A 23,057-nucleotide genomic window follows, 5' to 3' on the forward strand; every position below is an offset into this window, starting at 1 on the left:
ATCTTGTTAGAATGACGTATTGCGCATTGATAAATGCTTATTTTTATAAGATTATACGTCTGGTACGGTTAATTTAGATATTCATCTCCCTAATTATCCATTTGGTATTGATTTGCGTCAGTTATTTGTAATAACTTTGTTGCGTAACTACTAATTAGGATGTAGCTTTAAGTTTACGCATAGCATACTGCTATATGTAATACGAAGGCTTGAGTTATGTTCTGTAAGTAACATAATGGGTAAATGGTTCTCATTTGGCATCGCTGCTTGAAATGAGGTAGATGGATTTACAATTTGAGAAAAATGAAATATGCCAAAGCGTAGTAAAGAAGATACTGAAATTACCATTCAGAAGATCATGGATGCCGTGGTCGACCAGCTGTTAAGACTGGGCTATGACAAAATGTCATACACGACTCTAAGTCAACAAACTGGAGTATCTCGTACCGGTATCAGCCACCACTTTCCTAAGAAAACAGATTTTACTGCTGCACTAGACGGCCGTATCTTTAAACTCTTCATGGAAAAAATCGATCTTCAAGGCGATCTAGCGTCTTTCCAAGACAGCTGGATTAAGTCTTTAGAAGACGAGCAGTTCCGCGCAATTCTGCGTCTGCTTTTCCACCATATCGTAACGTCTGAGAACGCTCACGAGTTTGCAGCAAACGGTATTGACCGTCTGTATAAGCTAGTTGAAGCGCAGTTCGGTGAAGGCTCTGAGAAAGAGCTTGAGTGGCTAATCGGTAAATCGCTGATTCGCATGACTCAATAATTGAGAACCAAAAGAATTAGAAAACGCCAACTCATTGAGTTGGCGTTTTTTTTTAACTGTGTTCGAGATAGCTATTTTCGAGTTGTCGTATTAAAGCGTCGTATTTCGCTCTATGAGCTTCACCGGAACCATAAGCTTCACTAGGCTGCTGTTATTATTGTTGATTTGATTAACGATGATTTTCACTCTCTCGCGTGCAAGTCGCTTAAAATCCTTACGGAAGGTGGTTAGCTGGTAGGTCAACCTTGGGGTTTGTGGAATGTTATCGAAGCCAATAACCTGCAAACCTTCCGGTTTTTTTATATTAAGACAATTGCAAATCTGACATCTATATTTGTAGGTATCAGGTTAGATTCGTTTGTGCTGGGGCTGTTTTTTCCTCAAGCCAATGAGAAAGGGCTCATTGTCGGTAGTATTGCGAGTGTGATTGCTGTATATATCTGCCGTCATATGGATGTGTCGTGGCCTTGGTATGCACCAGTGGGCACCGTTGTCTTTCTCTTTATTGGTGTTGTAGCAAGCCGAGTTATCGGCAGTAACACCGCAGAGCAAAGAGTTTTTATTGATAATCAGCGAGAGCTATTCGTTAAACCAAAGGCAAGTCATTATGGCTTACTGGTGTTTGCGGGTATCACCATTCTTGCTTGTTTTGTTATTCCAGACTGGCTTCAACAGGCACTCGCGTAACCTCGAATACTCGGGTTTATTTGCTGTCACCTTAGTCGTCATCTGGAAAAGTTGTAACGAGAAAACATTTCATGCTGTCTATATTTGATATCTACAAAATTGGTGTTGGGCCTTCTAGTTCGCATACGAACGGTCCAATGATTGCTGGTTACCAATTCACTCGTCTGATTGAAGACAAACTTGAATCGGTGGTACGTGTACAGGTTGACCTTTATGGTTCGTTGTCATTAACGGGGATTGGTCACCATACCGACCGTGCAACGATCTTGGGTCTTCTAGGCAATAAACCAGACACCATTAAGATCACCAGTGCGAACGAGTTGATGCGTCAAGCGGTGGAAGAGGGCAACCTTGCTCTTGATGGCCGTCAAGACATCACGTTCAATTACAAAACCGATATGTTGTTCCACGAAGAGAATCTACCGCTACACGAGAATGGTATGACGATCTCTGCATTCGATGCGAGTGGTGAGCGTATTGGCTTCGAAACCTATTACTCGATCGGTGGCGGTTTTATCGCGACCGAAGATGAACTGCAAAACGGCAGCTCAACCAAGTCTGCTGACGTTCAATTCCCGTTCTCAAGTGCAGACGAGATGCTCAAGCAAGCCGAAGAAAACGGCATGAGCTTGGGTGGAATGATCCTACAAAACGAAACTTCATTCCAAGATATGGAAGCGATTAATCAAAAAGCTGAGCAAATCTGGCGTGTGATGACTCGTTGTATGGAGCGTGGCTTTGAAACGGAAGGTGTACTTGATGGTGGTCTGAAAGTGACTCGCCGTGCTCCTAACTTGTTGAAAAAATTAGAAGCAAACGCAGCGATTGAAAACGATCCAATGGAAATCATGGATTGGATAAACCTGTTTGCTTTTGCGGTAAGTGAAGAGAATGCGGCTGGTGGCCAAGTAGTGACGTCGCCGACAAACGGCGCTGCAGGCGTTATTCCAGCAGTACTGATGTACTACCATCGTTTTATCCGTGAGCTAGATACTCGTCAGCTGAAAGACTTCATCGCGGTATCGGGTGCTATTGGTATCCTTTACAAAACCAACGCGTCGATTTCTGGTGCCGAGGTAGGGTGTCAGGGTGAGGTAGGCGTATCTTCTTCAATGGCAGCTGCGGGTTTAACTGCGCTACGTGGTGGTAGTAACGAGCAGGTCTGTATCGCTGCAGAAATCGCTATGGAACATTCCCTCGGCATGACCTGTGACCCAATTGGTGGCCTAGTGCAAGTGCCGTGTATTGAGCGAAATGCAATGGGCGCAATGAAAGCGATCAATGCATCGCGCATGGCGCTTAAGCGTAATAGTAAGTGTTTGATCTCTTTGGACAAGGTTATTGAGACCATGTACCAAACCGGTAAAGACATGAACAGAAAGTACCGTGAAACATCACTGGGTGGTTTGGCGCTTATCCACCTTGCGCCACCGTGTGAGTAAGAACGACTCATTAAGCCTGATCCAGTCATCCCCTACAGTGAGGCGTGAACGAGGTAGGGGATCTCGCTTTTAAGGTTTCAATTGTGTTTACTTATACTTGTTTATAATGACAGGCAGTTAAGCAGCGGCGTGCACCATAGGGAAACCAAGGGTAGGATGGGGAGCAATCAATGATTGATAGCCATAAACCTGCTCGATGATCTCCGAAGATAATACATCATCGGGTTTTCCATCAGCCACTAAACTACCGTCGCTGAGCATCACTAAACGGTCTGAATATTGTGACGCTAAGTTGAGGTCATGAAGCACCACAATGACCGCAGCATTGTGATTTTTGGCCATCTTTTGCGCTAACTTCAAGGTGTTATGTTGATGAGCTAAGTCGAGTGCTGATGTCGGCTCGTCTAACATAAGTACACACTGGTCCCCAGCATGACTCAATTGTGTGAGTACTCGGGCTAAATGCACGCGCTGTTTCTCACCGCCCGACAGCGACGGGTATAAACGGTCGTGCAGGTGTTCAACCTCTGCAAATGCCATGTTCTCTTTAGCTAATGCTTTGAGTTGCTTAGAGGGTAAGTTGAGTGGTATCGCGCCAAGCTCAACCACCTCTTCTGCAAGGAATGGAAAAGTCAGGGTACTGTGCTGAGGAAGTATTCCTACATGCTTGGCTAATTGACTTTTCTTCCAAGAATCTTTGCTTTGGCCGAAATATTCAATTTTTGATTCGGACTCAATCTCACCAGATAGCAGTTTCAACAGAGTACTTTTACCTGCGCCATTAGGGCCTAGAAGTGAAGTCACTTCACCACTTTTTATCTCAATATCTACATTCTTGAGTAACTGACGAGAGCCGAAGTTGATATTCAGGTTCTCTGCTTTTATCGCCGCTACGTATTGTTGAGATGTGTTTGTGCTCGGGGATGTCATTATAAAATCTTCCCTTTTTGTTGAAACAGTAGGTACAAGAAGAAAGGCGCACCTACAAGTGCAGTCACAATACCAACCGGTAACTCGGCAGGCGCAACGGCAACACGAGAGAACATATCTGCGACCGTCAGCAACATCGCTCCAAGTAGTGCGGAGATTGGTAGTAAGGTGCGGTGATCGGGCCCAGCTAACATTCGACCTAGGTGTGGAATCACCAAGCCAATGAAACCAATCATGCCCGATAAGCTGACCGTTACACCGACGCCAATAGCCGTCAGGATAATCAGTTTACGTTTAAGCTTTTGAACTGGGATACCTAAATGACTTGCTTCCGACTCACCAAGCAGTAGTGCATTTAGAGCCAGGGATTGGCGTGAAAAGAGGGCGTACAAGATGGCAAGCGTGACCGTTGCTAAGCCGATGCCACCCCAGGTTGCGCCTGCCAAAGAGCCCATTGACCAGAGTGATAAATCACGCAGCATTTGATCGTCTGCGACAAAATTCAAATACCCAATTCCAGCGCCAGAGATGGCACTGATTGCCACGCCGGCAAGCAGCATAATGGTGACAGAAGTACCAAATTTGCTGGTTCCCAGCTTGTAAACCAATACTGTCGTGATTGCTCCACCAAAGAAGGCAAAAACTGGAACGGCTGCCATCGACATCAACTGAGGGTATTGCGCAGCAAAGCCAGAAAACATCACGATAGCCAGTGCAGCACCTAATGCCGCTCCGGCGGAGACGCCAATAATACCCGGCTCCGCTAACGGGTTACGGAATAAACCCTGCATTACCGTGCCACAAAGTGCGAGTATTGCGCCCACAACGAGACACAGCAAGGTCCGTGGTAAACGGATCTCTTGAATCACCATTTGAATGTGTGGCGCAATTTCATTTGAGCTCGATGTTGGAAGTATCACACTCAGGCTATCACTCATCGTAATGTTCATTGGGCCAACGGTTACTGAGTAAACTGCTACGAGAGCCAACAATGCACCAAACGATAGGATGATGGCTTTGAGTGAAAAATGACGTAAGAACATAACTATTCGCGCTTTCGTGGTTAATCAGGGTAAATAACTTGGTTTAAGCGATGTGCTTCGTTCAAACTCTTGAGGCCGAGTCCTCCCACCAAAGCATGGCCATCGATGGTAATGATTTGTTTGTTTTGACCAGCGGGTGTCGCTGCCAGCATTGGCAGAGCTTTCATAATTTCGTCTGCGCCGCCTAGCTTGTTGTAGCTGCGACCACTAACAAGTATTACGTCCGGCTGCATTTCCACTAATGACTCCATCGATAGTGGTTTGTATAAGTTCAGTTTGTCCGCTGCTGGATTGATACCTCCGGCGAGTTTGATGATTGCATCTGGTGTTGTTTCGCTTCCAGCCACATTGGTTGGGCGCCCCTCATGTATGAGTAGGAACAACATTTTCTTCTTATCGCTTTGTTGTTTAGCCGATTGTGCTAGAGCTTGCGCTTGCTGAGATACTTGTTGCTTGAGTTCTACCGCTTTGTCTTCGGTATGCGTTAGAACGGCAATCTGATCGATACGTTCTAATAGTCCGTTGATAGATGAGGTTGTATTAACAACATCAACTTGAACCCCCACCTTTTTAAGTTGTTCAATAGCCGTACCTGGTCCCATTTCATCTGAGCCAATCACTTGGGAAGGATTCATTGAAAGCAGGCCTTCTGCAGAGATACGGCGATGATAACCAATTTGAGGAAGTGGCATATCGGCAGGTAGTTCACTGGTCACATCGACAGCGATTAATTGTTCTTGCGCTCCAAGAGCGAGAATCAGCTCAGTCACCGCACCTCCGGCACTAATGATGCGTTGGTCCTCAGGATTTGAAGAGGCAAATGAAGGCAAAGATAGGCTTGCAGAAAGCAATCCAGCGGTAAGCATGATGGTAGATAGTCGTTTCATAATTTCCGTTCCTAAACGAGCTTGTGACTCTCAGGCGTTAATACTGTTATATCTTTCATACTTGAAGCTGCAGCTTTGTTAACTGCGCCAATTCACCGGATCGCCGGCCGCCCAAATCACATAGAACACCTATGCTCAAAGGGCTGAATTGTCTTGTTGCCGCGCTGCAACTCCAATTATTTTGGGTATAGTTATTTATTGTTCAGTGAGAAGCTGGGTCGCTTCAATTGAATTCTCTTGCAGGAATGAAAGCACCTTAACCAAGTGCTCTACGTCTGCTGTCTTATCCGCACCGATGACGATTGGTCGTTCGGAATCAGCCTGATGCTGTTCTAGCACTGCTAAAGTGAAGTTTTCCCAATCGATGTAGTTTTTCCCTTCAAGCGCCCAGTAAGGTTCTTGATTGAGGATATTGATAGTCATCGACTTATTTTGTACGTCAGCGGGTTCACTGATTTCTGCGCTCGGCAGGGTGACATCAACCGATTCAAGCTTCACAGAAGCCGTGAGAAGCAGGAACACCATGACGATAAAAATGATGTCGAGAAGTGGTGTCAGATCGGGCAATAAGCTCGGGCTATTGGCAGCGTTGTTATTTGCATTAATCATGGTTAAACCTATACAGCGCCAAACTAAGCAGCTTGTTTATTGCTATGGAGCTGTTCATCGTAAACAGAGTGGTTAGCTTCCAAAACCTGATGCTTACCGTGACCTTGTTGAGGCATATTCATACCCTCTAGCCATAGGTTGACGTAATTAAGTGTATGCTCGAGCTTTGCAATCACTCTATCTGCCCACAAACCCAATAGTTGAGCACCAGCAATCGCAGGGAGAGCGATGATCAGGCCTGCGGCAGTAGTACGCATTGCTAGACCAAGACCATCGGCGAGATCGCTTGGGCTGATGCTACCAGTCGTTGCAGCTACCCCCTTAAACATCTCAATCAAACCTAACACCGTACCTAGGAGGCCGATCAGCGGACTGAGCACACCAATCAGGCTGAGAAGTCGAAGACCTGAACTCAACTGGTGTTTTTTCTCCTGTAGCCAGACACTTGCCGCATCTTCACGTAGTGATTTTGGGAAATCATGATGCGCAAGTACCATCGCGACACCGCGGTAAAGCAGCGGTCTTTTCCCTGACATATCCTTAGCCATGCTTTCAATTGCTCGGCTGTCAGTCGCTGAAATTGATTTGAGTTGCTTGCTGATGGCTCTTTTGCCAACACCAAGACTAATCAAAACCTGAAATAGGCGTTCAATGACGATCATTGCTGTTAATGCTGAACAAATGATGAGAGGCCAAGTCATAAGGCCAAGTTGTTGTTCAAGGTTTACTATTTGTTCCATTACTAATCCAACTTAAAACGAACTGGGATTTTTACTCGGTGGGCAATTGCCACACCATTTACAATATGAGGGGAAAATTGCCATTGTTTGATGGCGTTAAGGGCGGCTTTGTCGAGCATTAATGCACCAGAGGATGTCACTAACGCCTGACGAACTTGCTTACCTTCTTCGTCTAACCAAATCTCATAAGTAGCGACACCTTGGATACCCCGCTTTTTTGCCAAGCGCGGGTATTTAGGGGCAGTAGGTCGAGCGACAAAAGTGGGCTTGGAAACCAGAACCGGTTGACTGCTTGCACCTGCATTAACTGGCTGACTTTGCGCAGGTTTTTCGGTCGTATCTTGAGGTTTTTCGGCTATATCTTTAGGTTTTTCTTCTACTGGTGTTGGTTCTTTCTTTACGACTTTCTCTGTCGGCTCTTTTTTCTCGAATTGTTTGGGCTTGTCACTTTGTTTAGGCTTCTGCTCTACCTTTTTTGTCACCTTCTTGGTTTCAGGCTTCTTCTCAATTGGCTTTTTAACCGGAGTTTCTGCGGGCGTAACCGTTTTTTTAGGCGCCGCAGTGACGTTTTGTTCAGTAATTGCTTTTTTTGATTGTGGTGCTTCTACAACTGTTTCCTCTACAACCGGCGCTTTCTTTTCAACAACCGGCTCTGGTTGAACAGGTTGAGGCTCTTCAGCAGCAGGTACAGTCATTGCCTGAAAGTTTATAGACACAGCATTAGATGTTTGACCAGCAGGCATTGCGAAGGCTTTGGGTTCCTTTGCTACGAATAGAATCGCTCCGTGAATCAGTAGCGATAATCCACCCGCGACTGCATATCTTGGCAAGTTCAATTGTTACTCCTACGTGTACCTAGCCACTAACTCTTTGGTTACTGGTCTTTATTCGCTCATCTTTAGAATAATGCTGACAAGCTCTGTTATCTGAGCGGCGATTATTACTTAGATTGTAAATAAGATCAATTATCAATTGCATTATCATTTGTGAGTTATTACCATTCTCATTGTCGTATGAATTCACAGCCGAGAAAATCTTGTCGGCCTATCGAGAAATACCATGTCATTCCAATTAGAAAATTATGACTCTAGTGTCATTGGGATAGCCTCACCTGACCCGCTGAGATTTGCTTTTGCAAAGAAGACTTCAGCACATGCTGGTGGTATGGCGAGACCTATTATGGGTGAGCAGCAGCAAGCTATTTACACTCAAGTGCTTACACAACCTGATACCTCCCGAATTAATAACAAGCGTTGCTTGTATATCCATATTCCGTTTTGCCGCGTGCGATGTACGTTTTGTAACTTCTTTCAGAATGCGGCGAGTCGAAAGTTGGTTGATCACTACTTCAGTTCTCTAATGACAGAGCTGAAGCTGAAAGCAAAACAGCCTTGGACTCAGCAAGGGCGTTTCCATGCGGTTTATATTGGTGGAGGTACACCAACAGACTTATCACCCGATCAAATACAGCAACTTGGTCAAGCTATTCGTGACTACTTCCCGTTAGAGACTGATTGTGAAATCACCTTAGAAGGTCGTATTAACCGATTCTCAGATGAGATGTTTGGTAAAGCATTAGAAGGTGGTTTTAACCGTTTCTCTTTTGGTATCCAGAGTTTTAATACCCAAGTACGTCGCAGTGCGAAGCGTCTGGATGATCGTGAAGTCGTGTTAGAGCGCGTATCTAGCCTTGCGACTACGGATGCTGCCCCAATCGTTTTGGACCTCTTGTTTGGCTTGCCGTATCAAGATCTAGAGGTATTTGAGCAAGACCTCAAAGACTTTATGAGCACAGGAGCACACGGTGTAGACCTGTATCAACTGGTTATCGGTGGTGATGCACCAATGTTGAACCTAGTAGAAAAAGGCAAGATCCCACCACCTGCATCGACGCCAGATAAGGCGAGCATGTATGAACTAGGCTCAAACTTCATGTCAAAGCACTACGTGAAACAACTCAGCTGTAGCCATTGGGCTAGAGATAATCGAGAGCGCAGTCAATACAACAGTCTTGCGAAGACGTATGCAGAAGTACTACCTATTGGATGTGGTGCCGGAGGCAACATTGGTGGTTATGGCTTAATGCATCACCGCACGCTCGATGCTTACAACGCGTCTATCGAAAAGGGCGAGCTACCGGTTGCAATGATGACTAAACAGCATGCTCAAGCCGACATGTTTGCTCAAATCAAATCTGGATTCGATAGCGGAATCATCCGTCGTTCTGAGCTAGGTTTGATAGAAGGACAAGATCTGTTTGATTGGTTCAACCCATTGTTTAAGCACTGGCAAGGGATTGGTCTAGCAGAGCTAGAAAGCGACTTTTTGGTGCTTAATCTAGCAGGCCGTTTCTGGTCGGTGAGCATGGCTCAGGCAGCGATTCAGATCCTACAAACAGAGTTACAGCAGATGCTCAAAGCATCGTAGAAAAGAAAACAAAAAAGCTTTAGAGAACAGATATGACAACACAAACCGAGTTATTTATCCAAGTTGCAGCGGTACTTGAAGAAGACCCAAAATTACTGCCCGCTGCTATTGCTGAGAAGCTAAATATTTCAGAGAAAGAAGCGGTCGCGCATTTACCCCAAGGTATGGCAACCATGGTTGATGGCAGCCAAGCGCAAGAACTTCTTGAAGGGCTAGTCATGTGGGGTCCAGTCACGACTATCATCCATTCATTTGGCTCTATTTTTGAGGTGAAAGCCCCATTCCCGAAAGGCAAGTTCGCTCGCGGTTACTACAATTTAATGGGCAAAGAAGGTGAACTTCATGGGCACCTGCGACTTGATTTAGTGACGGATATTGCTCTAGTCAGCAAACCATTTATGGGCAGTGAGAGTCACTACTTTGGCTTCTTTGACGAGACCGGCCATAACATCTTTAAGATCTACTTGGGCAGAGATAAAAAGCGTCAGCTGTTGCCTGAACAGCTAGACAAATTTGCAGCGTTGAAGGCCGCATACGCTTAATTAGATACACATAAACACAATAACAATGAGAGGTGGTTTAGCCACCTCCAATTTTTAAAGTCAGCAAATTTTAGGAGAATTAAAACAATGGATAAGCAAGTTAAGCAAGAGCGTCTGCAAGGTCGTCTAGGTCCAGAAATCAAAGAGTTTCGCCAAGAGCGTAAGACGATTCAACTTGCTACGGTAGATGAAGAAGGCCGCCCAAACGTGAGCTATGCTCCGTTTGTACAAAACCAAGAAGGGTACTTCGTTCTTATTTCTCAAATTGCTCGCCACGCTCGTAACTTGTTACAGAACCCAAATGTGTCGCTCATGATGGTGGAAGATGAAACCGAAGCTAAACAGCTGTTTGCTCGCAAGCGTTTGACCTTTGATGCACAAGCAACGGTTGTAGAGCGAGATAGTGAACTGTGGGTTCAGGTTGTTGCTCAGATGAAAGAACGTTTTGGCGAGATCATTGATGGCCTTAGTCAGCTTGAAGATTTCGTATTGTTTAATCTAAAAGCTGAGCAAGGTTTGTTTGTAAAAGGCTTTGGTCAAGCTTATCAAGTATCGGGTGACGATTTGGTTGATTTCGTGCACCTGCAAGAAGGTCATAAGAAAGTTTCAAACGAGTAGCCTGTTGAGGGCCCTGCGCCTAGCTTGTATCTCGAATGGGCGATCAGTTACACTAGCGCCCATTCAGACTTTGAGGTGATTTATGGCTCGCACAGCGCACGCTCTCCATATTTTGGTGAAGCACAAAGAACAAGCAGAAGATATCATTAAGCAACTTAAGAAAGGCGCTAAATTTCAAACGCTTGCTAAGAAATACTCAACTTGCCCATCAGGCAAAAAAGGCGGCGACCTAGGCGAATTTCGCAAAGGCCAAATGGTACCGCAGTTTGACAAGATCTGTTTTACGGGTGAAACCCTTGTCCCTCATCTAGTAAAAACCAAATTTGGTTGGCATGTGGTCAAGGTTTTATGGAGAACGTGATTTGGTGCTGTTTTTGATGTGAACAGTATGGGAGCTGTAGGCAATTAACCTGGGCTCCCTTAACTAGTTGATGACTTCTAATTAACCGTAGTTATAATCGATAAATAAGATTCAAGTTGAATCCATCAATCTCTAGGTCGTTATCGTCATAGAGCTTCATCCACTCTATTTGCAGTTCAAGCTCTGCACCCTTGTTTACAGCTAATCCAATCCCATATTGAAAATCGTCATCCGTGTCAGATATAGACACTCCGTTTGCTGACAAGCTTAACTTGCTTCTTCCGTAACCTAGTGAACCGTAAAAATCAAAATATTGCCCTAAAGGAATTATCCCTTTTGCAATAACACTAAAGCTGTTGTCTATCTCTGTCGTTACACCCAGCAGTTCGTCGTCAGAAATGCTACCGTAACCTCTTACTTCAGCCGCAAAGTTAGGGTGAAAGCGGTGTCCTAGGACTAGACCCAGTAGTGAACTATCGAAAGAAAAGGAACCAAGCGGTGCAATATCCACGTCTGCGTTAGCGGCGGTAAAGCCTAAACCAAAATAACTATATTGCTCTGAGTAATTAGCTTGAGAATTAGCTGTAAACAATAGGCCTAGCAGTGACATTGATTTGATTATCTTATTATACATAACTACTCCATGTTTTTAATGTTGCTTAATTACTATTGATGCTGCTCATGGAGTTGCGTAGTTGCATATCGATATGTGTGAAACTAATCACATAGTTTATTTTTTGGTCAGCTCAAATAAAACTTTATGACTACTGAGTAAGTCATTCCTTACACGATTGATTTGGGTAATTGAAAAAGAACCAAGGTTTTGTATCGTACATGAGTTGATTAGAAATCTACTCAGAGATTGTAAATGCAGAGAGTGGCATTTTAAACAAATCGTTTGGGTTTGATTTGTAGTGCAATGTGTACGTTACTAAGGTTTTATACCGCACATAAGCTAACTTATTGAATAACAAAGCCAGTGGTGAACGCTACTGGCTTTTTTATTACTTCAATGTTTATTTCCTACTACTTTTCTCCTACTTTTTATATATGGTCAAAAAATTGGCTTTCACTGTTTTATTGATGGTTTGAATGTCATTTACACACGGAGCTGAATCATGCGAAGGAATTGCAAGGGTTCGTTACCGCAAAGTTCATTTAAACAGAAAGGTATTGTTGCCATTCTATACATAGCTTCTTTGCTGGGTTTGATTGCGATTTGTGGATTGGCGGTTGATGTTGGTGTTGCCCTTTCGAGTTATCGGCAGGCTCAATCCGCGGCAGATGCAGCGGCACTTGCTGCTGCTCACGAGAAATACTTAGGACGTGATGACATAGTTGCTACCGCTTACGGGTTATCGGAAGCAAAGAGTCATGGATTTGAAAGTGGTCAAGATGACGTTGTAGTCACCATCAGCATGCCCCCTACTAGCGGATACTATACAGGTAGTAGTGATTTTGTTGAGGCGACCGTTTCAAATGAATCTCCAATGTTTTTCTTATCAGTTATTGGGTTTAGCGGTCTGAATTACACTACTCGAGCGGTTGCCAACAGTGATTTTGGTGGGGGTGATAGTTGTATATACGCGTTGGGCTCGGAGTATATCAAAGCGTTCCACGTTAGTAGTGGATCGAGTTTGTATGCAAATTGTGGCGTTTCAGTAAACTCGACCAATAGTGAAGGGCTTTATGTTGACGGCTCAAGCTTAACTGCCTCTGAAATTACGACGGCAGGGGGAACTAACAGCGACAATAACCTTAATTGCTATGATGGTTCTGAAACGGAGGATTGTTTAACTAAAAATGCAGCTCCGACTAATGACCCGTTGTCACACTTAACTCCTCCGACCGTGGCCTATGATGACTCATCTTGCGCGAGCGCAGAAAGCTGTGAGTCTGGTGTGGGGTGTAGTGGCGAACGAGATAATAATCGATACAAACCTTACACAGTTGAAGATAGCACTGAAACTATATCACCGGGATTATACTGTGGTGGTTTGTTTGTCAAAGGAACCGCGGATGTAACCATGGAACCGGGCACTTATATTATGCGAGGTGGTGGTCTTGTCGTTGATGGTTCTGATGCGAGCCTAGTTGGCGATGGTGTGTTTATTTACAACACCTGCGAGTCTGGTTGTGATGGAAATGAAGATGACCCATTAGATTATTGGCCTTTGGATGTTAAGTCCGGAGCGACTATTGGCCTGACTTCATGTTCACAATCAAGCCAAACAAGTTGTGAAGGTTTGATAGACGATGATTATCAAGATTTATTCTGGTATGCCGACCCTGAAGGCCCTGCAACCGATGAACCTCAAAACGATCCTAAAAACCTTATCGCAAGTACATCAGATGCGACGCTTGCCGGTACTTTTTATGCACCGAACCAATTACTTAATGTAGCCAGTGGTAGTGGGTTAGCGACTTATGATGTTACAAACTCAGTTTTTGTCACTAAATTCATGCAGGTCGATAGTGGAACGACATTTAACGTTATCAATGACTCGTCTAGCAGTTCCAGCCCTTACACCCGAATTACATTGGTAGAGTAGGAGTAGGGAGTGAATATGCGTAATATTGAAAGATATAGTAAAGGCTTAGCTGCAGTCGAAATGACGTTGATTCTCCCGGTCATCTTATTATTTGTTTTCGTTGCCTTTGATTTTGCTAGAGTGACCTACGAATCAGTAGTCTCGACTGGAGCTGCGAGCCGAGCTGCACTGTATGGGGCACAATCTGATACGCATGCGACCAATACGACAGCCATTACTACTAGAGCCCTAAATGAGACTTCGGGTCAAATGGCTTCCTCAACAGATCCCATTGTAAGTGTGGCACGAGTTTGTCGTTGTTTTGATCCTGACTTATTTGAAAATGTCTCTTTAGCTAATGCAGGGGCGGTGAACCTCCCAAAACCAACAGCCGCTGCATGCAGTGCCAGTTGTGATACCAATCTTGAGGTCTATGTGGAAGTAGAAACCGCCCATACATTTGAGTCGTTATCGAAATACCCTGGTATACCCTCGGATTTTGCTATAAATCGTATTTCGAGAGTGAGGGTTGAGTAGTTATGGTTAGCGCAAGGTTTTCTCGTCATCGACAATCAGGGGTAACGATAGTTGAGTTCTCGATAGTCGCACTCGTGTTCTTTCTACTTCTGTTCGCTACTGTGGAGGGGGCACGCTACATCTATTCTCAGACTGCGGTCGCTCATGCCGCAAGGGAAGGGGTTCGTTACGCCATTGTTCGTGGTAATGATGCGGCGAAAGATTCACTGCGCGCAGATGATGCTCCAGCTAGTAAGGACCAAATAAGCAGTTTTGTTAATCAACGATCTTCCTTAAACGGATTAACCGTTACGACGACATGGAATTTGGACTCTGATGATGTTCCGATTAAAGATTCTGGGCAACCCGTAACTGTTTCCGTTTCTTATCAGTTTCAATCGGCAGTTCCGTTTATTCCAAGTGCGAACTTAACCAGTGCATCTACTGGTGTAATTTACTTCTAGTTTGCTGGTTTGACAGTGATGTGTACTAGCTCTTGTCTTTGTTTATAAGCTCATACGAAAACCGAAGTATCATCAAGATACACTCGGTATCTCATTCATAACACTCTGAAATAGGCGGTTATTTGTATAAGGCAATGTCTAATTAAGATGTTGCCTTTTTTATTGCCTGTATTTTGAGTAGTTGAAGATTGAATGGCTTCTACGCCTACATATTGTGATCGGATTCGCTTTTTGACTATGTCTGGACTGATTAAATGTCCGCTCTTGCAAAATTTGATGGAAAATCAAGGTGGATAGGTCGTTATCTGTATTTCGTACTACGCCCAGAATCTCCCCCTAGGCTCTTAGGAGTAGGGTGGATTCCTTTGTATCGGGAAATTTTATAATGATTGCAGATTTACGATAGGAGCATTAACTAGGGATCAGCTATGAATACTGAACTGGACATGCAGCTAACTAGTGCCGACGCTAACATTAGATCCAACCACAAAACTGATGTGATTCTACATGCGTTTGACTGGCCATATGACCTAATACGCGAACGGGCAAAAGAGATCAGTGAACTCGGGTATAAAACCGTATTGGTATCCCCGCCGATGAAGTCTTTAAAGACAGACTCCGGCACTCAATGGTGGCAGCGCTATCAACCTCAAGATTATCGTGTTATCGATAATCAGCTAGGTAATACCGTGCAATTTAAAGCTATGGTTGAAGAACTCAAAGCATATGACCTACGCGTTTATGTGGATGTGGTTTTCAATCATATGGCCAACGAATCGAGTATTCGAGACGATCTTGAATACCCAAATCACAATGATTTGCGAGATTACGCCAAACATAAAGCGTATTTTGATAAGCAAAAGCTATTTGGTGAGCTTAGTCAGCCACTTTTTACAGAAGATGACTTTGAAGAAGCCTTCGGTATTGAAGATTGGAAGGATAAGTGGCAGGTACAGAGTGGTCGTATATCTGGAGGCCCAAGTGACCCTGGTTTACCGACCCTAAGAGCCAACGCTAACGTAGTAAAACAGCAGCAGAACTACTTGTTAGCACTAAAAGATATGGGTGTTAAGGGTTTTCGAATCGATGCAGCCAAGCACATGACCCTTGAACACTTGGAGTTGGTTTGGACGGAAGAGATCACCGAGGGTGTACATATCTTTGGTGAGATCATCACCGATGGTGGCGCTACGGCCGAAGAGTATGAGATTTTCCTTGAGCCTTACCTTAATCGAACTCGATTGGGGGCTTATGACTTCCCGCTGTTTAATACGGTATTTGAGGCCATGGCTGAAGATGGCAGTCTTGAATCTCTGATTAACCCATATTGCTTTGGCCAAGCACTGTCTCGAATGAGGGCTATCACCTTTGCGATTACTCATGATATTCCAAACAACGATGTGTTTATGGACTTGGTCATGGATGAGGAGATGGAATGGTTAGCATATGCATACATCATGGGCCGCGATGGAGGTGTCCCGCTTATCTATACAGACCTTGATACCAGTGGTATCAAAGATGAGGCTGGGCTTCCTCGTTGGAAAGACGCATGGCGCAATCCGAAAATGGTTGCCATGATTGCGTTCCATAACTCGGTACACGGCGAAGTGATGGAATCTATCAGCGCAACCGAAGACACTCTGCTCTTCTCGCGAGGAGAGAAAGGCTATGTCGCGTTGAACAAGGCAGATAAAGGCTGTGTGTTTGAGGTGAAGTCAGAACAGCCGTTGTATGATTGTTTATCTGGTAAGACTTACCAGAGTCTAAATGGCATGGTTAAGGTGAACGTCGATAAGAAAAGTAGTGCAATGTTGTTAAGCCTGATTACTTGAGCAAACTTTACGACACGGGAAAACAAAAAGGGCGAGTCATCATTGACTCGCCCTTGCTTTTTTTAAGTTCGGTTAAACGATGAACTTGTTAAGCAATTGGTTTTGCTTGTTCACGTTCTCGTTTTGTTGCTGCATTGCTTCGTTTGCATTGATAGCAGCGTCAGATACCTGAACAGAGATGTCTTTGATCTTCACTGTGTTGGAGTTGATCTCTTCAGCTACGAGGCTTTGCTGTTCAGCTGCTGTTGCGATATGGATGTTCATGTCGCTGATGTGCTGAATCGAAACACGGATGCGCTCAAGTGCGTCATTTGCTTGTTGTGCGCGCTCTACCGCTTCACTTGCTGTGTCTTTGCTTTGGTTCATCGCGTTAGATACAGAGCTTGCACCATTTTGAAGTTGCTCGATCATGCTGCGAATTTCAGTGGTCGACTCTTGAGTACGTTGCGCAAGGGTACGTACTTCATCTGCAACCACGGCGAAGCCACGACCCGATTCACCCGCACGTGCCGCTTCGATAGCTGCGTTTAGCGCAAGTAGGTTGGTTTGATCTGCGATGTCGTTGATAACTTTTAGAATCGTCTCGATGTTCGCGGTTGCACTTTCTAGTACCTGAACCTCTGCGACCGCTTGGTCAATACGTAGCGACAAGTTGTCAATTGCGCCCGTTGTATCACCCACGATAGATGTACCAGCAATAGTTGCTTCATCCGCTTCGCGCGCTGCTGTTGCTGCACCTTGAGCGTTATTTGCCACTTCTGTTGCTGTTACCGTCATCTCGTTCATCGCCGTTGCGAGTTGCTCCAACTCTTCAAGCTGAGTGTTCATAGCTTGAGCTGATTGAGCTGCGTTCTCTACCGCAAGGTCAGTGCCGTATTTGATGTCAGAGCTGATTGCTTTTGACTCAGTGATCTGTGCTTGAAGGTTCTCTGTGAATTTATTGAAGCTCTTAGCAAGGCGAGAGAACTCTGCATCAGTATTTGTGTCTAGACGCTTAGTTAAATCACCTTGACCAGACGCCACATCTTCAATCGCCGTGTTCAGCGTATCTAGTGGACGAAGAAGAACACGCATTAGGAAAGTCAGAGCTGCGATGCTCAGGATAAGGGCAAAGATGATCGCGATGAATGAATCAGTACGGAGATCGTTCACTGTGCCTAGCACGATATCTTCAGACAGAGCAGCACCCACATACCAGTTTTCAGATGGGATATGCGTGAAGTTAACTAGGTAGTTTTGACCGTTTAACTCGATGTTTTGTTTGCCTTCCTGGATCGTTACACCTGGAAGGTAAGCACGCATATTTTCACCGTTGAACTTTGAGTCAGGGTGAGCAATTGTCGTTCCGTCTGCCGTTACGATGAACATTTCACCCGCATCAAGTAGGTTAATTTGGTTTACAAGACTCGCAAGACCAGCCAGGTCAACGTCGAAGAACATTCCTGCTACGTGTTGACCACGCTCCTGCACAGGCATACCAACAGAGATGATCACTTTTTGGGTTGATGCATCAACATAAGGGTCAGTGACGATCAGTTGGCCTGCACGCTTTGATTCTATGTACCAAGGGCGTTGACGAGGGTCGTAATTTGCATCTTGAGACCAGTTGTCGTCGTTCTCAAGTAAAATACCATCAGATTCGTATCCTAAGCCTACAGTGATAAAACTCGATTTTAGCTTTGCTGTCTCGAGCACTTCTTTTACATAAGTTCTGTCGTTTGGGTTAAGTGCTAGATACTCAGCAGTGGTTTGAGCCAGAGAGCGGTTAGTGTTCATCTCTGCAGTTACAGTGTTTTTAACACCGTTCACCATCTCTTGGATACTTGTATTCGTCAGTGATTGAACCTCTGAACGAACCGTCATTAATTGTTTGGCAGATAGCAGTACTACAGTCGTCAAAAGAAGAGTCGACGATGCAGCAATAATTTTGTGGCTAAACTTCATATGCGTCCCTAAAAAGCCAAGGTGATTCTACTTATGGTTATTAACGACCAGTATGCCCAAAACTTTAATAGAATGTAATACCGTTTGACTTGAAAATGATAACTTTTTTGTAACTTATACTCTATTGGTCGAATAAGTGACTGTTAGAATTGATAAAAATATTAATAGGGTTTTTGTAAATTAATTTATAAATTATTTTTATTGTGTTGATTGGTGTAACTGGTCTGAGCAGGAAGGATTAGTTGGATAGGCTCCAATATGGAGAATAGAAAGTTAACGGTAAACAGGACATATAAAACGAGCTGAGTATTAACATAGTAAAACTCAGCTCGTTGTTAGTTTGTTACTCAATTGTATTAAAATATTAAGTGTGCTACACCCGTGATAACTGGAAGTGTAATTAGTGTACGCAGAATAAAGATGATAAATAGTTCAGCAATATTGACTGGAATACGACTACCAAGTAGTAGTGCACCAACTTCTGACATGTAGATAAGCTGAGTGACCGACATCGCTGCGATGATAAAGCGTGTCATGTCGCTCTCAATCGATGCTGCAAGTATCGCTGGTAGGAACATATCAGCAAAACCTACTACGATGGTTTCTGATGCAGCAGCAGCCTCTGGGATGTTCAATAGCTCAAGGAATGGGATGAATGGTTGACCCAAAATTGAGAACAGAGATGTGTACTCTGCAACGACCAAGGCGATCGTACCTAAGCCCATAACAACAGGTAGTACGCCAAACACCATATCTACTGCATTCTTCACACCTTGGACCAAAACGTCTTTAGGTGATTTAACTTGGCTTGCTTTGTTTAGTGCTAACTCTAGACCCCAGCTGAATGTAGAGTGACCTGCAGGGGTTGCATCTGCATCTACGTCAGGTTTTGAACCATCAATAAAGGTGTCTGCTTTGCGGCTTAGTGGTGGCAAGCGTGGGATGATAATTGCAGCAACGAAACCAGCAAGACAGATAGCCGCGTAGAACGGTAGGAATAGGTGCTCTAATTCTACCTGCGCAATCACGACCAAGCTAAAGGTAATCGATACAGCTGAGAATGTTGTACCTACAACCGCTGCTTCACGTTGAGTGTAGAACTTATCTTCGTACTGCTTACTCGTCATCAAAATACCAACACTGCCGTCACCTAACCATGAGGCCATACAATCGATTGCACTACGACCCGGAAGGTTAAATACAGGACGCATGATTTTGCTTAGAAGCGTTCCGAACAGTTCAAGAAGACCGAAGTTCAGTAGCAGAGGTAGGAGGAGACCAGCAAAAATGAATACCGCGAATAGCGTAGGAAGCAAGCCTTCTAGAACCAAGCCACCGGTGTTCTCTTCCCAAACTGATTCCGGACCAACTTGGAAGAAGGTCATCAGTACTGCGATGCCACCAATAAGGCGAACAGCAAACCACAGCGGTGTTGGGTTAAACAGCGCATCTAGGAAACTATTGTTATTGATAAACGCAGGCTTAGTAATCTTAATTACCGTTGTTGCAACTGCCATAAATGCAATGATTGCAGTCACGATCGCAACAAGGTGATCGCCGAGAACAGCTTGAAGTGACTTAGCGAGAACCGCTACAGGGATAGTGAGATCACCCTGGTAGCTGATCGGAGCCATAAACAGAAATAGGCCGATAATTGATGGAATGAGAAACGTTAAAAAGTTGCTTTTAGAAGTTGTTGTCTCAGACGCCGAAGGCTTGTTATTCATTTTAAACTCAATGATACGTTAATTATAATCGCCATATCCGTTGGCATAACTATGCATTAAACATCCGTATCTAATCATTGAAGCGTAGAATACTCATCTAACAGAACCATCGCAACAATTTTATGCGCTCAAACTGCATAAAATTTTACTCAGTTAGCGATGATTAGACTAACTATCTGAATTGATGGGTTTATGCATAGCTTTCTATTTGACAATCAAAGGTCACCCATCCCTGTTTGTTCTCCTCATAGATAGAGAAGCTTGGGATTGGGAAGTCGCTTTCCTTGAACAAGCCAACAGGTACCACGAGCGCGTCAGGCGCCGCGCTCAATTGCATGAGCATGGTAGTTCCGCAGCATGGGCAAAAGGAATAAGTGACTTGGTGACCGCTATCCGCGATTCGAGTAAATTGGGTTGTCTCGCCATTGAGCGAAACCTGTTCTTTAGCGAACCGTGCTTGAACCCCAAAAATACTGCCTGTGCGTTTTTGACATTCGAAGCAGTGGCAAACGGCCGTTCTCAAGGGTTCACCCTGGCATACTAAGGCGACCTTGTGGCACTTACACTCTGCGGTACGGACTTTGTTCATTAATAAGGTTGCTCTATTTCCGAAATGCTTTACCTGTTAGTCTAGTGCATTCTTTGCAAAACGATAAGGACTGTCATGGCGCGCCGTCGATTTCTTCCTATTCCTCTTATCTTATTGATCCCGATAGTGTTATTGATCATTGTTGTGGTTGCAGGCGTTTATCGCTTCAGTTTATCGGATGAAGAGATCCTACAAAAGCAAGGTCTTATCCAAGTGTCAGAAAGTGACACGCCTTGAATGTTGACAATCATATGATGCTTAAACATTGAAAAATCGGTAATCTAACGATTCGCTTTGCGAACCTGTGTTAATCAAAACTAGCTCAACTTCATGTATTCATCTAAACAAAAACAACCGATGCAGTCCAAGCGCTTTAGAAAAGCGAGCTTCATTGCATTAGGAGCAATAATCGCGTGTACTGCGTCAGCGTATGCAGTAACCGCCAGCGATAGCCGTAAAGTGGTTCCTCTTAACCTAACGGCTGAATCTATTTATGCGAGTAATCGCGTTGATGAGCTCTCCGACAAGACTGTCGATACTCCGCCTTCTTATCGGTATCAAATTGCAAAAGGCGATAGTCTGAGCAAAATCTTTGACAAGCTTGGCTTTGGTTATTCTGAGCTTATGAGTGTTATGGAAACGGACCTCAACTTCTTAGCCCTTGATACCTTAAAACCGGGTAACACCCTGAGATTCTGGCGTGATGAAGAATCTCAAAAGCTTGCCAAAATGGAAATTGAGTTCAATCTTGCAGAGAAAGCTCAATATGTTCTTCAGGACGATGGCTCTTACGAGTACAAAGACGTCTCCGTTGAAGGAGAGTGGAAGCAAGTTGCGATTGTTGGTGAGATCAACGGAAGCTTCTCTGGTTCTGCAAACCGTGCCGGTGTCGGCAATACTCAAATTGAAGAGATGGTTTACCTCTTAAAAGACAAAATGAATTTTGCTCGCGATCTTCGTGCAGGTGATCGATTTGAAGTGGTTGAAACTCGTCAATTCGTAGAAAACCCAATGACGGAGCAGCTTGAAGCGACAGGCAATGTTGAAATTCAAGCGATTAAAATCCATAACCGTGGTCGGGATGTTACCGCTTATAAACATACTGATGGTCAGTACTACGATAAGAATGGCGACAGTTTGCAACGAGCCTTTCAGCGCTATCCTGTTCGTCAGGGGACTCGAATCAGCTCCAGTTTCAACCCTAATCGTAAGCACCCAGTGACAGGCCGCGTATCACCTCACAACGGTACCGACTTTGCGATGTCTGTGGGTAACCCAGTTTACTCTACCGGTGATGGCAAAGTCATTCTGGTAAGAAATCACCCTTATGCGGGAAAATATGTCGTTATTCAACATGATTCCGTGTATAAAACTCGCTATCTACATCTAAATAAGATCTTAGTGAAAAAAGGTCAGAGCATTTCGCGTGGTCAACGAATTGGTCTTTCAGGTAAAACGGGTCGAGTTACTGGTCCACACCTGCATTATGAATTGATCGTTCGTGGGCGTGCTGTTAATGCAATGACAGCGAATATCCCTATGGCGAGCTCTGTGCCGAAAAGTGAAAAGGCGTCATTTATTGCTCGTAAGAACGAGCTGGATGAGCTTATAAACCAACATAGTCTACAGCTAGCGGCGAACACCGAGCGGTAGAGAAAGAGATAGAACAATGGATCAAAAAGAATTCGAACAACTAGTCAAAACGTTATGTGAACAAACTTCTTTGCCACAAGCGCTAGATTTATTAAAACAAAGTGCTGATGAAGAGGTGGCGGCAGCTGCTGAATCTCTCACTGGCCAGTTCGCATTGGCAGAAGTTGAAGGTGAAAAGCGTATCTATCATGTAACGCTAGAAGCTGATGACAATGGAGAAGAGCAAGAGTATCTAGAACATGTGATGAACGAGGGTGAACACGTTATCAAGTTCGTTGCGTGGTTCTTCGATGCGCAGTTTGGTATCAAACAAAAGGATACTTACCAAGCGGCAGGTAAGACCTACCAGCAACCAAAGCGCAAGTAGACCTGTAAGAGCTTAGATAGCCAGATAACTAGATCGCTTCGCTGCTGGAAAACTGGATATCTAGATTCTTCCAAACTGACGAAATAGGGGGTTGACGTGTAAACGTGAGACTGTCTTAAATTCTGTGTAACTGTCTAAACTTAAAGCCGTAATGGCTAAGGATAGGCACATGGATAAGAAAGCACTTGAAGCTTTTGCTAAAGAAGCTGCAAAGGGAATTAAAACTCCCGAAGACTTAACTGAATTCAGTCAGATGCTCAAAAAGATCACTGTTGAGGCTGCTCTCAACGCTGAAATGGATGAGCATCTTGGCTATGAAAAACACCAACCTTCTAAATCCAATAACAGCCGAAATGGAAAGAGTTCCAAGAGTGTA

The 23,057-nt window shown here is 44.4% G+C and carries 24 protein-coding genes and 2 pseudogenes; 15 read left to right on the top strand and 11 right to left on the bottom strand.

The features are described 5' to 3' along the window. Positions 1–310 precede the first annotated feature (310 nt). On the top strand, positions 311–772 hold the full coding sequence (locus DPF91_RS04145) for a TetR/AcrR family transcriptional regulator (RefSeq protein ID WP_117233149.1): 462 nt from the start codon (positions 311–313) through the stop codon (positions 770–772). Positions 773–862: 90 nt separating this feature from the next. Here DPF91_RS04145 and DPF91_RS04150 read toward each other — a convergent pair. After that, positions 863–1,075 (bottom strand): annotated as a pseudogene (locus tag DPF91_RS04150) (substrate-binding domain-containing protein); the annotation flags it as partial. Between DPF91_RS04150 and DPF91_RS04155 the strand changes: the two are divergent. Then, positions 1,076–1,459, top strand: a pseudogene (locus DPF91_RS04155) (sodium:solute symporter); the annotation flags it as partial. A 71-nt stretch (positions 1,460–1,530) separates the two neighbouring features. After that, positions 1,531–2,901 carry an L-serine ammonia-lyase gene (locus DPF91_RS04160; RefSeq protein WP_117233151.1) on the top strand — a complete coding sequence of 457 codons (1,371 nt, stop codon included), beginning with the start codon at positions 1,531–1,533 and terminating at the stop codon, positions 2,899–2,901. 117 nt (positions 2,902–3,018) lie between these two features. Here the strand turns inward: DPF91_RS04160 and DPF91_RS04165 are convergent, their stop codons facing one another. From DPF91_RS04165 to DPF91_RS04190, 6 genes are all read right to left on the bottom strand, one after another. Beyond that, positions 3,019–3,831, bottom strand: a complete 813-nt coding sequence (locus DPF91_RS04165) for a heme ABC transporter ATP-binding protein (RefSeq protein WP_117233152.1) — start codon at positions 3,829–3,831, stop codon at positions 3,019–3,021. Then, positions 3,831–4,874: a FecCD family ABC transporter permease gene (locus DPF91_RS04170; RefSeq protein WP_117233153.1), complete on the bottom strand. Its 1,044-nt coding sequence runs from the start codon at positions 4,872–4,874 to the stop codon at positions 3,831–3,833. The genes DPF91_RS04165 and DPF91_RS04170 overlap by 1 nt, the downstream gene beginning before the upstream one ends. Before the next feature lie 20 nt (positions 4,875–4,894). After that, positions 4,895–5,761: a heme/hemin ABC transporter substrate-binding protein gene (locus tag DPF91_RS04175; RefSeq protein ID WP_117233154.1), complete on the bottom strand. Its 867-nt coding sequence runs from the start codon at positions 5,759–5,761 to the stop codon at positions 4,895–4,897. 195 nt (positions 5,762–5,956) lie between these two features. After that, entirely contained in the window at positions 5,957–6,370 is a 414-nt protein-coding gene (locus tag DPF91_RS04180) for an ExbD/TolR family protein (protein WP_117233155.1), read from the bottom strand. A gap of 23 nt (positions 6,371–6,393) precedes the next feature. After that, on the bottom strand, positions 6,394–7,110 hold the full coding sequence (locus tag DPF91_RS04185) for a MotA/TolQ/ExbB proton channel family protein (protein ID WP_117233156.1): 717 nt from the start codon (positions 7,108–7,110) through the stop codon (positions 6,394–6,396). 2 nt (positions 7,111–7,112) lie between these two features. After that, positions 7,113–7,946 carry an energy transducer TonB gene (locus DPF91_RS04190; RefSeq protein WP_117233157.1) on the bottom strand — a complete coding sequence of 278 codons (834 nt, stop codon included), beginning with the start codon at positions 7,944–7,946 and terminating at the stop codon, positions 7,113–7,115. Between the two features lie 223 nt (positions 7,947–8,169). Between DPF91_RS04190 and hutW the strand changes: the two genes are divergently transcribed. The 4 genes from hutW (at position 8,170) to DPF91_RS04210 (ending at position 11,058) form a co-directional block, all read left to right on the top strand. Continuing rightward, positions 8,170–9,537 (top strand): heme anaerobic degradation radical SAM methyltransferase ChuW/HutW, encoded by a 1,368-nt coding sequence (gene hutW / locus DPF91_RS04195; RefSeq protein ID WP_117233158.1) that lies wholly within the window; start codon positions 8,170–8,172, stop codon positions 9,535–9,537. A gap of 32 nt (positions 9,538–9,569) precedes the next feature. Then, positions 9,570–10,079 carry a heme utilization cystosolic carrier protein HutX gene (hutX, locus tag DPF91_RS04200; protein ID WP_117233159.1) on the top strand — a complete coding sequence of 170 codons (510 nt, stop codon included), beginning with the start codon at positions 9,570–9,572 and terminating at the stop codon, positions 10,077–10,079. Between the two features lie 87 nt (positions 10,080–10,166). Further along, the gene (hutZ, locus tag DPF91_RS04205) at positions 10,167–10,697 is read left to right on the top strand and encodes a heme utilization protein HutZ (RefSeq protein ID WP_117233160.1); all 531 of its coding nucleotides are present in this window, start codon (positions 10,167–10,169) and stop codon (positions 10,695–10,697) included. A gap of 82 nt (positions 10,698–10,779) precedes the next feature. Next, positions 10,780–11,058, top strand: coding sequence for a peptidylprolyl isomerase (locus DPF91_RS04210; protein ID WP_117233161.1), 279 nt, complete (start codon positions 10,780–10,782; stop codon positions 11,056–11,058). Between the two features lie 91 nt (positions 11,059–11,149). Here the strand turns inward: DPF91_RS04210 and DPF91_RS04215 are convergent, their stop codons facing one another. Then, positions 11,150–11,692: a porin family protein gene (locus tag DPF91_RS04215; RefSeq protein WP_117233162.1), complete on the bottom strand. Its 543-nt coding sequence runs from the start codon at positions 11,690–11,692 to the stop codon at positions 11,150–11,152. Positions 11,693–12,176: 484 nt separating this feature from the next. Here DPF91_RS04215 and DPF91_RS04220 point away from each other — a divergent pair, with 484 nt between their 5' ends. The 4 genes from DPF91_RS04220 (at position 12,177) to DPF91_RS04235 (ending at position 16,401) form a co-directional block, all read left to right on the top strand. Continuing rightward, on the top strand, positions 12,177–13,610 hold the full coding sequence (locus DPF91_RS04220) for a pilus assembly protein TadG-related protein (RefSeq protein ID WP_117233163.1): 1,434 nt from the start codon (positions 12,177–12,179) through the stop codon (positions 13,608–13,610). 15 nt (positions 13,611–13,625) lie between these two features. Beyond that, on the top strand, positions 13,626–14,126 hold the full coding sequence (locus tag DPF91_RS04225; protein WP_117233164.1) for a TadE/TadG family type IV pilus assembly protein: 501 nt from the start codon (positions 13,626–13,628) through the stop codon (positions 14,124–14,126). Between the two features lie 2 nt (positions 14,127–14,128). Beyond that, on the top strand, positions 14,129–14,569 hold the full coding sequence (locus DPF91_RS04230) for a TadE/TadG family type IV pilus assembly protein (protein WP_117233165.1): 441 nt from the start codon (positions 14,129–14,131) through the stop codon (positions 14,567–14,569). Positions 14,570–14,997: 428 nt separating this feature from the next. Then, on the top strand, positions 14,998–16,401 hold the full coding sequence (locus DPF91_RS04235) for an alpha-amylase family protein (protein WP_420855568.1): 1,404 nt from the start codon (positions 14,998–15,000) through the stop codon (positions 16,399–16,401). Positions 16,402–16,473: 72 nt separating this feature from the next. Here the strand turns inward: DPF91_RS04235 and DPF91_RS04240 are convergent, their stop codons facing one another. From DPF91_RS04240 to DPF91_RS04250, 3 genes are all read right to left on the bottom strand, one after another. Further along, complete coding sequence (locus DPF91_RS04240) at positions 16,474–18,345, bottom strand: methyl-accepting chemotaxis protein (protein WP_117233166.1); 1,872 nt, start codon at positions 18,343–18,345, stop codon at positions 16,474–16,476. A gap of 356 nt (positions 18,346–18,701) precedes the next feature. Continuing rightward, positions 18,702–20,072, bottom strand: coding sequence for a YjiH family protein (locus DPF91_RS04245; protein ID WP_117233167.1), 1,371 nt, complete (start codon positions 20,070–20,072; stop codon positions 18,702–18,704). A 190-nt stretch (positions 20,073–20,262) separates the two neighbouring features. Then, the gene (locus tag DPF91_RS04250) at positions 20,263–20,661 is read right to left on the bottom strand and encodes a GFA family protein (RefSeq protein ID WP_117233168.1); all 399 of its coding nucleotides are present in this window, start codon (positions 20,659–20,661) and stop codon (positions 20,263–20,265) included. 75 nt (positions 20,662–20,736) lie between these two features. On the opposite strand from DPF91_RS04250, the gene DPF91_RS22025 reads away from it, so the two are divergent. The 4 genes from DPF91_RS22025 to DPF91_RS04265 form a co-directional block, all read left to right on the top strand. After that, entirely contained in the window at positions 20,737–20,898 is a 162-nt protein-coding gene (locus tag DPF91_RS22025) for a hypothetical protein (RefSeq protein WP_164683974.1), read from the top strand. A gap of 93 nt (positions 20,899–20,991) precedes the next feature. Next, positions 20,992–22,314, top strand: coding sequence for a peptidoglycan DD-metalloendopeptidase family protein (locus DPF91_RS04255; protein WP_241033753.1), 1,323 nt, complete (start codon positions 20,992–20,994; stop codon positions 22,312–22,314). 16 nt (positions 22,315–22,330) lie between these two features. Continuing rightward, positions 22,331–22,681, top strand: coding sequence for a hypothetical protein (locus tag DPF91_RS04260; RefSeq protein ID WP_117233169.1), 351 nt, complete (start codon positions 22,331–22,333; stop codon positions 22,679–22,681). Positions 22,682–22,850: 169 nt separating this feature from the next. Next, positions 22,851–23,057: transposase (locus DPF91_RS04265; RefSeq protein WP_206355536.1), on the top strand; the 207-nt coding region annotated here is incomplete at its 3' end.

Source organism: Vibrio maerlii, from assembly GCF_003415655.1.
GTDB classification, from domain to species: Bacteria; Pseudomonadota; Gammaproteobacteria; order Enterobacterales; family Vibrionaceae; genus Vibrio; species Vibrio maerlii.